Origin of the sequence: Mucilaginibacter ximonensis (assembly GCF_042686265.1) — a bacterium.
Taxonomy (GTDB): Bacteria; Bacteroidota; Bacteroidia; order Sphingobacteriales; family Sphingobacteriaceae; genus Mucilaginibacter; species Mucilaginibacter ximonensis.
In genome coordinates, this window is record NZ_JBHUPD010000002.1 from 950812 (window position 1) to 964382 (window position 13571).

Sequence of the window (13571 nt, forward strand, 5' to 3'; positions counted from 1 at the left end):
TTACAAATTAGTGATAAATTTCAACAAAAACAAAATTAGAATATAATTTTTCCGGTTGATGTAACCAGGGACGCTATACGCACTGCATCGAAAATACGCTCTTCGGTTGCGCCTAATTTTATTAATGAATCCTCATGCGCATTTACACACATTTCGCAGCCGTTTACGGCAGATATAGTGAGACTCATCAGCTCAAAAAACTCTTTACCAGTTACGGGTTTCATCATAATCTGCATGCGTATACGAGCGGGTATCTGGCTGTATTTTTCTTTTTGTGTAAAATGCCTGAAGCGGTAAAAAACATTGTTCGACGCAAGTAACGATGCGCACGCAGCCGCCTCGGCAATTTCTTCGGCCGTAGCGCCTTGTTCGGCTGCATATTTAGTATAAAAGTTGGTTAACGGCAGGTTATTGTTGTTTATGGCAACGCTTAAGCCCAGCAAGCCGCACTCTTTGGTACTTAGCTGTTCAGAAGTTAACGTGCTTGTAAAATTTAATTTTAAGTCGCGTAAATAGCGCGACTCGCCATTTTCTAATAATGAAAGGCTTGCAGTTCGGTAATCAGTAGCCAGGCCCAGGCTTTGCAAAAAATCATTTATGGTTTCAGTGCTTTCGCTCATAATATGTATAGTGTAAATATCATTTATAAAAAAATCCCCGGTTTAGGCCGGGGATTTTTTATGTATTAAACGCTTAAAGTTTCCTGGCCTTTTTCCCAGTTACAAGGGCAAAGCTCATCAGTTTGTAAACCGTCAAGCACACGTATAACTTCTTTTACATTACGGCCAACGCTCAGGTCGTTAACTGATACCCAGCGGATGACACCTTGCGGATCGATAATGAAAGTAGCACGATAAGCAATTTTTTCGTTCGGCTCCAAAATACCCAGCTCTTCAGCCAAGGATTTTGAGGTATCAGCCAGCATAGGGAATTTCAGATCACGCAGGTCGTCATGATTGTTTCTCCAGGCCAGGTGCACAAACTCAGAGTCGGTTGAAGCGCCGATCAAACGGGTTTCGCGATCGCGGAACTCGCCATAACTTTTATTGAACTCGGCTATTTCGGTAGGGCAAACAAAAGTAAAGTCTTTTGGCCACCAAAACATAACTGTCCAAACGTTATCGTCGTTAACCAAATAATCAGAGGTTAATGTTTCAAATTCTTTACCTTTTTCAAGGCTAACTACAGCAGTTTTTGAGAATGATGGGAATTTTTGTCCTATGGTAAGCATAATGTTTTATTGTTTAAATCTGTTGCAAATATAGTGTAAAACAAACACAGTCTTTATCATAATTATAGATGTGCTATAGTTAATATCTATAATAGCAACTATATGTAATAAGTTTTATAAATGCCTGATAGTTATTTTTATAGTTATTTGATATTCAAAATGTTGTTAAATAAAATCATACTTATAATGCATTGCAGGTTTAAAAGCAGCCCCCTATTTTTAAGCAGAGTTGTAAAAATTAAGATGCCTGTATTATTAATTAGATATTAATGTTTCAATATGGATATCTTGCAATAGCAAATAATAACCTTAAATCATCATCGAGCGCTTGTTTAAACGGCTTGAGCCATAAATGTTATGTCCCTTCACAGTGTGAAAAATTTACCTAAACTGCCAATATCATTACTGGTATTACTCTTAAGCTTGCTTATGGGTGTAGGCAATAAAGGCTATGCCCGAATGGTAAGTTCAAAAACAGGTAAAGCCGTTCACAACAGTTATTTGACGGTATTAAATGGGCCGGGACTTATTACTGACCAGCCGGTAGCTGAATTTGATGCAGCCATCGACAACAGCATAAGCTGTATATCTAAAACGGTCAATTTTACCGATCAATCCACCCCAAAGGGCGCCATAACTAAATGGGAGTGGGATTTTGGCGACGGGCAAACATCGGGGCTATCAAATCCCACGCACACTTACAATGGTTATGGCAATTACGCGGTAATATTGACTGTCACCTCACTAAGCGGCGATAAGTCAACAGTTCAACACCAGGTTAATGTAAGCCCTAAACTCTTGGCCAAATTTGGCATGCAGACACAAAGCTGCCCCGGTCAGGAGGTAACTTTAACAGATAGCTCAAGCATTCAAAATGGCACCATAGTACAATGGAAATGGGGCTTTGGCGATGGTAGTTCTGAGGTGTCTTATCCTGACAACAGGCCGGTAAAACATATTTATACAACGGCTGGCAAATATACTGTTTCGTTACAAGTAGTTTCTTCCACGTCGTGTGTCAGCGATGCAGCTACAAAATCTATTATTGTGCAACCGGCGGCAACGCCGGCCTTTACTTTGCCCGACGTTTGCCAGGACGACCAATATGCCCAATTTATGGACGCCACAACATATACTAATGGCAACGGCGGCTACAGCTATTTATGGAATTTCGACGACCAATATGCTCTGGCTGCTGATCAAACATCATCTCTGCAAAACCCGAAGCATCATTATTCTGGTACAGGGACGTATAACGTTTCATTAACGTTAACTTCTCCTTCGGGTTGCTCAGCAACCACCACGCATTTGTTTACGGTAAACGGGGATAACCCAACACCTGGATTTACCATAAGTAAACCGCTTTGCGCATCAGATAGCGTAACACTTACTAATACCTCGTCAGTTAGCTTCGGAAACATTACTAAAGTCGAAATATTTTGGGACGCCAATGGTGCACCCAACACCAGTAGTGTTTATTACCGGTCGGCCAACCAGATACCGGCCAATAATCAGTTTAAACATTTATACAACCTGCCTGCTGGGGTAATTTCAAAGCCCTATCATATTGTACTTTTTGCGTCTTCGGGCGAAACCTCTACCTGCCGGGTTCCGCAAGCTGACAATATTGAAGTATTTGCCAATCCACACATTAGCTTAACCCCATTAAATTCGGTTTGTATTGAGTCGGGCGCCAAACAAATTGTCGAAAATAAAAACGGCTATACAGGTACCGGCGAATTTAGCGGACCGGGCGTATCGCTCACCGGACAGTTTGATCCGCAGGTTGCAGGTATTGGCAAACATACAATCCATTATATTTTCACGGCATCAAGTGGTTGTACCTATGTTGATTCTATGAGCGTATCGGTTTACAAAAGCCCAACTATTAATTTGGTATCAAATGCCCTAGCTTTAGAAGGGAGCCCCATCAGCCTAAACCCAAAGGTTAGCGGTGACAGTTTAACTTATAATTGGTCGCCATCAACAGGTGTAAGCAATCCTGATATTTTGAATCCATTATTCAGCCCAAAGGTAAATACTACTTACACGCTGACCGTAACAACTAAGGGCGGCTGTTCAGGAATAGCGCAGGTGGCTATATCAGTGCTCAAGACGCCGGTAATACCAAGCGCTTTCACACCCAATGGTGACGGCATTAATGATACCTGGGAAATAAAATATATTGATAGCTATCCAAACGCAACTGTAGATGTATATGATCGTAATGGTGCGCGCGTTTTTACTTCGGTAGGTTACGCTGTTCCCTGGGATGGTAAAATGTGGGGCAAGCAGTTACCGTTCGGCGTTTATTATTATGTCATTAATCCTAAAAGCGGGCGCGGCGCAATGGCCGGCAGTGTAACTATTATAAAATAAAACTTACACTATTCTATTACTTTTGCCGCGTGGATATAAAGCGTAAAAAGAATATTATTTCTGTTATAGGTTTTGTACTTGGCTTTGCGGCGGGTATAGTGCTGCACCGCCACGGCCTGGGTGTTGCATTTGGCTTGATACTAGCCCTGGCCCTCCGCGAAATTTACGATAAACGCATTTATTAGTTTTTAACGATGTTTGCGGCTGCCCGGTTTATAAAGAATAGTAAAGCCGGCGTTTTCATCTGTTTGCAGCCGACCGGTTTTCGCGTTCTTGATCAACGGTTTTTGGCGCAAGTCGGCTGAGTCTTTAAACAAAAGCTCTACGCTCATAGTATCGGTTGAGCGGCCGACGGCGTAGCCCCATACTGCATGTATCGTATCATTTTTTAAGGTCCCCTGTATTACCCCGCTATGGCCCTCTGTACCATCGTGCGGCATCCAATCCATTATACCTTGTGCCCGGTCGTTTATCAGAGTGAAATCAATCAAGGTAGTATCTTGCCCTATATGGTGTATAAAACTGTGAGTTGATATTGAAGGTGCTTTGCCAGCAGTTGCTGCGGCGGTGTCTTTTTTTACAGTGTCAGCATTACCGGCTTTTTTTTGTGGCGACGAACAAGCTGCTAAGCATAAAGCAATTAAGGCAAGGGGCAAATATTTCATAATAGTTTAAACAGTAATTAAATAGTAAAATTTCAATGTCGCCATTACTGATAGATATATTAGATTTCTTTTTTTATAGGTTTGCTGTCGATGGAACATCTACTGGACAACCCTATATTTAATGCTTTAACTACAGGTAACCAACAACTGAGCAATGGCAATACGCAAATTAAATACTTTAGTAAAGAAGTTGCACCATTTGTAGGGCTGAAAAATAACGCTGTCCAGGAGTTTATAGAACTTTATAAGCTTTTGCCTCATGATGGCCCTTTTGTTTTTGTGTCAATAAATGAAACGGATATTCCCTCGCCGTGGCAGGTACTGGCAACAATACCAGGTTACCAGATGATTTATAAGGGGGATAACCTCGATTTTGATGCCCGTATAGTTACGCAATTAACTGATGAGCATATCCCTCAGATGCTAGAGCTAACATCGCTAACCAACCCTGGTCCGTTTGCCCAGCGCACTATTGACTTTGGGCATTATGCAGGGATATTTGAGGGCGATAAATTAGCCGCCATGGCCGGCCAGCGTATCAATCCCATACCCTATGCTGAGATAAGCGCAGTATGTACTCACCCCGATTGTACCGGTAAAGGCTATGCCCGTCAGCTTTTGGCTTATCATATCAACCGCATTAAAGCCGAAGGAAACATCCCGTTTTTACACGTCAGGGCTGATAACGACCGAGCCATCGGCGTTTACAAAGACCTTGGTTTTGAAATACGCAGCCAGGTTAACTTTAATGTGATTAAAAAGTAGTGATTGGTGGTTACTATCCAATTACCAATCCCTACTTCCAAACAGTAGCTTCTACCAGTTAATATTTACATGTATTCCCTCCGGGCTGTTGGCATAACCCAGGAACAGCGTTTTTGAAGACGCGTCCCACGATGATTGTACATCGGTTATAACTTGTCCCTTAGCATCGGTCACTACGATATTTTTTACTGCGGCGGGCAATAAAATACGCATCGCATTTTGGGTATTAACCGGACTTTTAGCCACAAAGTTGTATCTGCCTGTTAACCGCTGCTCATTAGTTACCCTTGAAGCTGACGCCAGCACCTGGGGCTTTAATTTGTTAGCCACACGTTTAACATCAAACAAATATGACTGTTCGCCTGGGTTGACAACTTTTTCAGCCAATACCGGCAATTGCGGATCAAACAGATCAATTACCGGGCCTTTAACGATGTAGGGCTTGGTATCCGGGTTTTCATTCAGCACCGCGATAACGTCATACGGGCCCCGTTCAAGGTATAAGCTATTTTTAAATGCAAGCTTGCCCGCTTTGGCATCGGTTTCGTAAGCCTCTTTTACTGTATTAAGATAGTTTCCATCATTGTTAGCCTGCATCACAAAGTCTTTAGGGTTTTCACGCATTACGTATACATGCCCTAAACCAACTTTATATTTTTTAGTACCGCTATGCTGATCGATACCCAGCAGTTTAAACAATTGCTGCGACGGTGCTGTATAACTGTTCCCTTTGGAGTTCCACCACTCCATTACTGATTGATATGGATCATCATCCTTGCCGATATAAATCAGCTCGCCGCCTTTTTTAACCCAGGCGGCTAGTTGCTCGTGCACTTGTTCTGAAACCGGTTTCATATTAGAGTAGCTCATCACCAGCACTTTGATATCTTTTAAAGTAGCCGGATAACCTAAGTTTTCCATGTGGACGGTTTGTACCGGCACACCGCGTTTAACCAGCGGTAATGTTTGTCCGTAAAAAATAGAAAACTGCGGATCTTCAAACCCGTTATGCGTAGGAAAGCGCTGGAACATCAGCGAGTTGCTCATAAGCACGCCAATACCATTTACACCACTTACTTTATTGGCAGATACGGGTATGCTGTTCAGCGAGTTCACCATAATCTGCATCTGTGTTGAATAATACTTAGGGATATACACGCTTGAATCGCTGTTAGCCATTTTGTATTTACCGGTGTAAATGCGCTCTGGCCATGGCATAACCTCATAATTAGCAACTACCGGGTACAGCAATTTAGCGGTGAAAGTAGCCTGATAGTTTCGTTTGTAATCGGCCCAGTCGCGACGTGCGTCTTCAATCGGGTCGGTTAGGAAAAACAGCTTGCGTTTGGTTGGGGCGGTCATTGATACCATCGAACCGTATTCTAAGTATGCATTTTCAAATACACGTTCTTTTCTATCGCCATTAAAATAAGTCGCCTCGCGTGCGGTGCCTGTCCATACCTGGGCAATGTAACCATCTATACCCGGTAACGATGCTAAACTAGCCTCCGGACTAACAATCCTCCATGAAGAATAGTTAACCAATGAGTGTGTGGCGATATAAACCTTCACATCAATACCCTTGCTTTTAGCATAAGCCTTGGCATAGTCCGACACCTGTTTAATAGCTTCATAATATAAATGATATTTCAGCTTATTGGACAGGTAAGTGTTTTCCGGGCTTTCATCCTGTGCCTTCCATGGGAAGTTATAATACTTTTGCCACTCCTCTTTAAAGTGTACGCTGTAGCCACCACGCATCCAAAACTCAGGCTCCTCCAGGAATATTTCTTTAATACCTGCGTCAATTACACGTTTCATTACTGCAGTTTTCATGTACTCGATGTATGACGGAACGGGCACCACATAGGGGATATTATGCCCGTGCATAATAGGCTGGCCATTTTGCTCCACCTGTGCTACGTCGAGGTGGTTCTGGCCATCCCATTTACCCAAAAAGTAATCGGCATAATTGCCCCAGGCAATCCCGGTCATGAAAGCGGTTTGATAACCATGGTCACGCCATGACTGTACACGCTGTTCAAACGTCATGTCAGGTCTATCGTTGGTGCCATAAACAATCGCCATATCAGAGCGAACATCTATTTGCGGTATCCACGGGCTGCCTGTTTGAAAAGCTGTTTTTTGCGGCAATGCCGGCGCCGGTTTAACCTGCGCAAAAGCAGCCGTTGCGGCGCTGATAAAACTTAACAGAAGTAAGGTTTTTTTCATGCTATTAATGTTTTTTGGCGGCATTTATATCCGCCTGAAAATGCGTTGACTATTGGTTTATTATGTTTGATTGGTGCTTGCAAGTTAATAAGTTTTAATATCGACTTTGTAGTGCTACAGTATTTTTACAGACGGGTTAAAACTTCTTTTTTACTGCGGATGTGCTAAATCCTAATTTTACTAATCCCCGTTTAACATCGGCATCGCTCATAAATAACTTCCAGATCAACCCGCTGCGATAGTTTTCAATCATAACAATGATTGGTCCCTGATCTATCGCCAGGTATGATTTAGCGTACCAGTCATGCTGCTCGCTAAAGGCATCTGCAAAACCATATTCTCCCCACAGCTTATTGCCCAGGTCTTCATAAAAATGGCGCATGGCTTCCATGGCATATTTTGGTGCATAGGGAAATGCTGATAACGCGGCTGTCGGTGAGATAACGCCGAGATCATTGGTAGGTGAATGGCCCGAGTAGCCTTTCCAGCTATCGCTTGCGGTAAGGCCCCAGCAATTAGCGCCATAGCCTTTATTTTTAAGCGGATTTTCTATACAATACTCGCGGTCAATCAACGTATGGTTAACGCACTGCTGCCAGTAATCGGCATACTGATCTTTTAAACCGCGCGGATTTAACCCGGTAAATGAATACTGCGTCCAAAACAGGGGGCCGCCGTAGTCAGGCCCTAAAGGCAGCGTATATTTACCATAATACGTTTTTCCGTTAATGAATGTATTACCTACTGCCCAGCCCTGCGTATAAACAGATTTCTCAATACTATGCGTTGGCGAACAGGCAGCCATGACATACGTAATCAAGCATTCATTCCAGCCGTGTATGGCAAAGTTCATATCCCAGTTATAATCAGGGCTCCAGTGCCAGTACAATACATTTTTGCCCTGGGTGAACCAGTCCCATTCAACGTCGCCCCATAACTGCCTGATTTTGGCGCACAGTTGCTTTTCAGTCGGGTTGTTGGCATTAAAATACTGCTGTGCTACTAACAGGCCTTGAAACAGGTAAGATGTTTCTACAATATCTGCCCCATCATCTTTTTTACTAAAAGGAATAACCCTGCCGGTTGCGCCATTTAACCAATGCGGGAAAGCTCCATGAAAACGGTCGGCCCGGGAGAGGAAGTTGACGATTTTGAGTATATGCGCTGCTGCTTCTTTGCGTGATATGAACTTGCGGTTGGCAGCTACCACCGTTGCCATTATACCAAAACCAGTGCCGCCTGTAGTCACCACATTATTGCCAAAGTTTAGGCTGGCGGTGCTGCGCTCGCAGGCCATGCCGCTGGTGGGGTTAGCCATATCCCAGAAATACCTGAAGGTTTGTTTTTGTACCAGGTCAAGCAGTTGGTTATCTGTCAGGTTTTTGTGGATAGTTATGTCCGCAGGTATTGGTGTTTGCGCCTTTGTTTTTGCATAAAAAAGCACGGCAGCAGCACAAGCCAATAAGCCAGGTATTTTGAAGTTCATCGTTTGCGTATGTGGATACAACTGGTATATGCAAGTTTACACAATAAGCATTAAAAAGGCAACGAAAGGTTTGGTTGTCGATGTTATTGTCATAGCGGTTGCAACTTCAAAATCTCTTCAGTTTTACATTTCACTGAAATTGTGCTTAAAACAAAAAGCGCAAAATATTGCTTACTAAGCATAAAAAGAGACAAAAGCCGGCTATATGGCAGGTTAGTCATAAATCGATTATAATGCATTTTAACAAAATCCATAATAAATTTTTAAAACACCTGCTGGTGGTTGTGTTGCTGGCATTTCCGGCTGTGGCATTTAGCCAGGCGGGCGCACCTGCCGATTCTTTAAAGGCCGATTCTCTCCGCGAAAAGAAACTCAATATTAAACCGGTCGACAACTTACGCGGTCAATATGATTTTGGCGACTTGACCCACGCCATCCTGCATCCGCATAAAAAGCCGGATAGCCTGCATAAAAGCTCCGGGATTACCGTAGTGCCTAATGTAGCGGCTAACCCTACCATCGGCGGGCAATTAGGTATAAAAGCGGTAGCAGGCCGCAGATTAGGCAATGACCCTAAAACTTTATTGTCAGTTGCTGCCACGTCGGCATCTATCACTACAAAGGGCATCATTTATTTCTACCTGAACCATAACGTATTTACGCCGGGCAATAAATGGAACTTTCAAGGCAATATTGTGGCGGCAAAAACGGTATCGCCCGATTTTGGTTTGGGGATAGGCCAGGCCTTCCCAACCGGAACAACCACGCAAAAAATACTGGCCGACGGCACGCATAAAGGTTACGCTATTCACTCAAACTATTATAACATTCGCGAAAAGGTATATAAAAACATTGGTAAGAACTTCTTTGTAGGTGCGGGAATGTCATTTGAGATCAGAAGAAACATAAACGCACGCGACTCAAATGGTATGTCTACCCCGTCGGGGGTTTATAACACAGAGCATGGTTTCCCGCAAGATCATTACTCGGCCAATGGTTTCTTGTTTAATGTGGCTTATACAACCCGCGATAACCCCAACCGGGCCTACAAAGGGGTTTATTTTGATGCGGGCATCCGCGTAAATCAAACCTGGGTGGGCAGTACCAAAAACTCTGTACAAATAACCAGCGACCTGCGCAAATACATCAGTTTGTCTGATGTTAATCCTGAAACGGTACTGGCATTCTGGAACTGGGGGTCTTACTTGGTTAGTGGTAATATCCCGTACCTTGAGCTACCCGGCACGGCCCGCGACGGCGCCTTCAGAAGCGGCCGTGGCTATACAGCCCAATATTTTAAAGGCACGCAGTTTAATGATACTGAAGCCGAGTTTCGGTTCCCGATATTGACCAACAAATTTATAAGCGGCGTGGTATTTGGCAGCCTGCAAAGCGCTAACGACGAGCACGGAACCAAGCTGTTCCAGGTATTTCAACCCGGTTATGGCGGCGGCTTTAGGGTATTGTTTAATAAGGCCACCCGTACTAACCTCGCGCTCGACTATGCTTTTGGCCGCTATGGTAATCGGGGTTTCTTTCTTAACCTGAACGAGTCGTTTTAATACGTAAAAAGCTCTTTACCCGTCAAGGCAAAGAGCCCATTGCTGTTTAGTTAAGTCAACAAATTCGCCCATTAATTTATTGATAACTAATACATAAAGTTATAAATATTCCTAAAAGTTTTAAATATTCTTAGTAAATAAATTTGTGTATTAATTCTGAAAAATACGTCTGAGATAAATCGGTAAAAAGTACATTTGAATCACAAATTCGCATATTTGTATTGAACCCGATAAAACAACTCATGCCGAAAAATAAGATATTAAAAAGCTTTTCGCTGTTTATTGTGCTGATGGCGATCTCAGTTTCGGCGCGTTCGCAGTCCAGATTAGTGAAAAATCTTGCTGCCGGAAAGCAACAGACTTTGGTGACCTATGGCACCAGTTTAACAGCGGCAGCAGGCGGTCATGCCTGGGTTGATTCGGTCACTCATGCGCTTAATAAAAAATACAATAATCACTTAACAACCGTTAATTCAGCTAAAAGCGCCATGTGGTCGACCTGGGGCGTACAGCATTTGGAAGACAGCGTAATCAGCAAAAAGCCCGATGCAGTGTTAATTGAGTTTGGCATGAACGATGCTTTTTTGAATTACAAAACCAGCGTAGAACTGGCCAGGCTGAATCTGAACTATATGATAGACCGTATTAAGCTTTACAACCCTGACTGCGAGGTGATATTACAAACGATGGATATAGCGTTAGATGTTCACGGTGAGCAACGCCCTGATTTGCTTAATTATTACCAGATGTACCGCGAGGTGGCCAAAGCCCGCGGCTTGTTATTGATAGATCATTATCCGCATTGGAAAGCGCTACTGGATAAAGGCCGCGATGCTTACCTTAAAGCGGTGCCTGATGGCCTGCATCCGGGAGTTGAAGCATCTAAAAAGATCATCGCGCCTTATATTGTGGCGAGGCTGGAAGGAACGGCTAAATAAGATTAACAATAGGCAATTTCTCCTTCCCGAAGATTATAAGAACAGGGATCATTGCTATAAAATTATATTACTATGAAAAAAATATTATTGATTGTGTTACTAGCTGCGCCGATGTTTGTTTCGGCTCAGAAAAAGGGTGCTAAAACAGGGCCGAAGGTTTTTGACCTGGTAATTGGCACCTATACCGGTGCCGATGAAAAGGCTAGCAAAGGCATTTATGTATATCGTTTTTATGCCGAGCGAGGGCAATCTGCCTACCTGAACGAGGTTGAAACCAGCAATCCGTCATTCCTGACCGTTACTGGCGATGGGAAGTTTGTTTACTGCGTAAACGAAAATAACCCCGATGGTACCGGGGGAGTTAGTGCGTTTAAATTTGACAAGCAAACCGGCAAGCTCGATCTTATTAATCAGCAAAAAACTAAGGGTTCGCCGGCACATATCAGCGTAGATAAAGATCAGAAAAACGTTTTTGTATCAAACTACGGCGGCGGTAACCTGCAGGTTTTTCCGATAAATAAAGATGGCTCATTAGGTCAGGCTAACCAAACTATACAGGATGTGGGTAGGGGTACTAACCCTGATCGTCAAAGCGAGCCGCATGTACACTCAGCTTTTTTATCGCCTGATGAAAAATATCTGGTAGTGTCAGACCTGGGTTTGGATAAGATCAATTTTTACCGCTATAAATCATCAAAAGTACCTTCATTAACTCCCGCCGATCCGGCTTTTGTAAGTACGGCTCCGGGCAGCGGGCCGCGCCATACTACTTTTTCTAACGATGGTAAGTTTATGTACAACGTGCAGGAGATGAAGGCTACAATTACTGTTTATGCTTACAACAACGGAAAGGCAACCGAAATTCAGGTGATCAACATGATGCCGCCATCTTTTATCGGCACAAACGGCGCAGCCGATATCCACATAACGCCTGACGGGCGCTACCTGTACGCCTCAAACCGCGGCACGGCTAATGAAATTGCTTGCTTTGCGATAGATCAGGTAACCGGTAAGCTGGTTTACAGAGGCGGGTATTCTACTATCGGTGAAACCCCGCGCAATTTTGCTATTGATCCTACAGGTAATTTTTTACTGGTGGGTACAAGTAAAAAAATCTTTGTCTTCAGTATTGATAAAGCAACAGGGCGCTTAATGCAAAACCGTGAGGCTATTGATGTGGCATCGGCGGTTTGTTTAAAATTGGTGCCGGTAGAATAAGCTCCACTGTAATATACCCAAATGTCATTTCTACCAACGGTCGAAATGACATTTTTGTTTTTTGGGTCAGTTCACAACAGCTTTCCTTCGCTCGCTAAACCAATAATCGCCCAATAATAATATAGCAGCCAAAACAAAGGCTAACACCACAGTTGGCGATACGGTTTGCAATTGATTAACCAGGTGGGATATTTCACTGTTATCAACCACCGCTTGCTGATTTGTCCCGCCCGCTAAAAAAGCCACAATCAACATTACCGCTAAAACCGCCCATATGGCATACCACGCCCTTTTTGAAATAACCGGCTTGATAACCACCGGCTTGCGTTGTGTATTAAGCCCCCGCATTACATTAGCAGTAAAATCAAACGAAGGACCTTCGGCAAAATGTTGTTTCAGGACAGACCGTAAGGCTGCTTCGCGTGCGGCGTCAGCCTCGATTATTTGCATAACAGAGTCTGTAAAGCGTTCAGCGGGTTTATCAGAGCCGGCTTGCTTAAGCAGGGCCTTTAGTTTTTCGTCTTTATCGGCCTTCATATTTTTCCTCCAACAAATAACTTAAATCTTTCTCTAATAGTTTGCGTGCCCGGTGTAGTTTTATTTTGACGTTAGCTTTGCTGAGGCCGGTAATCTCTTCGATCTCTTTAATGGGTAGGTCGTTGATGTAATATAATGTTATGAGTACGGCATCAACCTCGGGCAGTTTTTGAATGGCTGCCTGTACCTGTTGTTTTATTTGCCTGGCGTGCAGTTGCTCAAACTGGCCGGGTAGCATGTCGGGCACTTCATGCGTTTCCTCGTTAAGTGTTATGGTGTTTACCTTGTTTTCTTTCAGGCGGGTTACCGCCGTTCGGTAAGTGATGGTATACAGCCAGGTCGAGAATTTGGAATTACCCTGAAACGTATGGATCTGTTGATAGGCTTTAATAAAACTTTCCTGCGCCAGGTCTTGTGCCTCATCGGCATCGCGTAAAATTTTAAGGCCGATGCTGTAAACCATATCCTTATATTTATTCACAAGGAATGCATACGAAGCCGATTCGCCATTTTTAACTTTTTCGATATAATACCGGTCGTCTGCAGATTCCATCGCCT

Annotated in this window: 13 protein-coding genes; 6 read left to right on the forward strand and 7 right to left on the reverse strand. The window is 43.5% G+C overall.

Going from position 1 to position 13571, the window contains the following annotated elements:
* Window positions 1-35: 35 nt before the first annotated feature.
* Window positions 36-620, reverse strand: a complete 585-nt coding sequence (locus tag ACFS5N_RS11805) for a carboxymuconolactone decarboxylase family protein (protein ID WP_377185609.1) — start codon at window positions 618-620, stop codon at window positions 36-38.
* A 65-nt stretch (window positions 621-685) separates the two neighbouring features.
* Window positions 686-1231: a peroxiredoxin gene (locus ACFS5N_RS11810; RefSeq protein ID WP_377185611.1), complete on the reverse strand. Its 546-nt coding sequence runs from the start codon at window positions 1229-1231 to the stop codon at window positions 686-688.
* Between the two features lie 372 nt (window positions 1232-1603).
* Here ACFS5N_RS11810 and ACFS5N_RS11815 point away from each other — a divergent pair, with 372 nt between their 5' ends.
* Window positions 1604-3610: a PKD domain-containing protein gene (locus ACFS5N_RS11815; protein ID WP_377185613.1), complete on the forward strand. Its 2007-nt coding sequence runs from the start codon at window positions 1604-1606 to the stop codon at window positions 3608-3610.
* A gap of 29 nt (window positions 3611-3639) precedes the next feature.
* Window positions 3640-3795, forward strand: a complete 156-nt coding sequence (locus ACFS5N_RS11820; protein WP_377185615.1) for a hypothetical protein — start codon at window positions 3640-3642, stop codon at window positions 3793-3795.
* Between the two features lie 3 nt (window positions 3796-3798).
* Here the strand turns inward: ACFS5N_RS11820 and ACFS5N_RS11825 are convergent, their stop codons facing one another.
* Window positions 3799-4275 (reverse strand): hypothetical protein, encoded by a 477-nt coding sequence (locus tag ACFS5N_RS11825; protein ID WP_377185617.1) that lies wholly within the window; start codon window positions 4273-4275, stop codon window positions 3799-3801.
* Window positions 4276-4365: 90 nt separating this feature from the next.
* Between ACFS5N_RS11825 and ACFS5N_RS11830 the strand changes: the two genes are divergently transcribed.
* Window positions 4366-5040, forward strand: coding sequence for a GNAT family N-acetyltransferase (locus ACFS5N_RS11830; protein ID WP_377185619.1), 675 nt, complete (start codon window positions 4366-4368; stop codon window positions 5038-5040).
* A 51-nt stretch (window positions 5041-5091) separates the two neighbouring features.
* Here the strand turns inward: ACFS5N_RS11830 and ACFS5N_RS11835 are convergent, their stop codons facing one another.
* Together ACFS5N_RS11835 and ACFS5N_RS11840 are read right to left on the reverse strand one after the other, a co-directional pair.
* Window positions 5092-7272, reverse strand: a complete 2181-nt coding sequence (locus tag ACFS5N_RS11835; protein ID WP_377185621.1) for a hypothetical protein — start codon at window positions 7270-7272, stop codon at window positions 5092-5094.
* Between the two features lie 136 nt (window positions 7273-7408).
* Window positions 7409-8758 (reverse strand): glucoamylase family protein, encoded by a 1350-nt coding sequence (locus ACFS5N_RS11840; RefSeq protein WP_377185623.1) that lies wholly within the window; start codon window positions 8756-8758, stop codon window positions 7409-7411.
* Between the two features lie 233 nt (window positions 8759-8991).
* Here ACFS5N_RS11840 and ACFS5N_RS11845 point away from each other — a divergent pair, with 233 nt between their 5' ends.
* The 3 genes from ACFS5N_RS11845 to ACFS5N_RS11855 all read left to right on the forward strand — a co-directional run bounded on the left by ACFS5N_RS11845 (window position 8992) and on the right by ACFS5N_RS11855 (window position 12476).
* A complete protein-coding gene (locus tag ACFS5N_RS11845) occupies window positions 8992-10320 on the forward strand; it encodes a hypothetical protein (protein ID WP_377185625.1) in 1329 nt (442 codons plus the stop codon).
* A 242-nt stretch (window positions 10321-10562) separates the two neighbouring features.
* Window positions 10563-11258, forward strand: a complete 696-nt coding sequence (locus ACFS5N_RS11850; protein ID WP_377185627.1) for an SGNH/GDSL hydrolase family protein — start codon at window positions 10563-10565, stop codon at window positions 11256-11258.
* A gap of 72 nt (window positions 11259-11330) precedes the next feature.
* On the forward strand, window positions 11331-12476 hold the full coding sequence (locus ACFS5N_RS11855; RefSeq protein WP_377185629.1) for a lactonase family protein: 1146 nt from the start codon (window positions 11331-11333) through the stop codon (window positions 12474-12476).
* Window positions 12477-12542: 66 nt separating this feature from the next.
* On the opposite strand, the gene ACFS5N_RS11860 is transcribed toward ACFS5N_RS11855, so the two are convergent.
* Together ACFS5N_RS11860 and ACFS5N_RS11865 are read right to left on the reverse strand one after the other, a co-directional pair.
* Entirely contained in the window at window positions 12543-13013 is a 471-nt protein-coding gene (locus tag ACFS5N_RS11860) for a hypothetical protein (protein WP_377185631.1), read from the reverse strand.
* Window positions 13000-13566 (reverse strand): RNA polymerase sigma factor, encoded by a 567-nt coding sequence (locus ACFS5N_RS11865; RefSeq protein WP_377185633.1) that lies wholly within the window; start codon window positions 13564-13566, stop codon window positions 13000-13002. The genes ACFS5N_RS11860 and ACFS5N_RS11865 overlap by 14 nt, the downstream gene beginning before the upstream one ends.
* Window positions 13567-13571 lie beyond the last annotated feature (5 nt).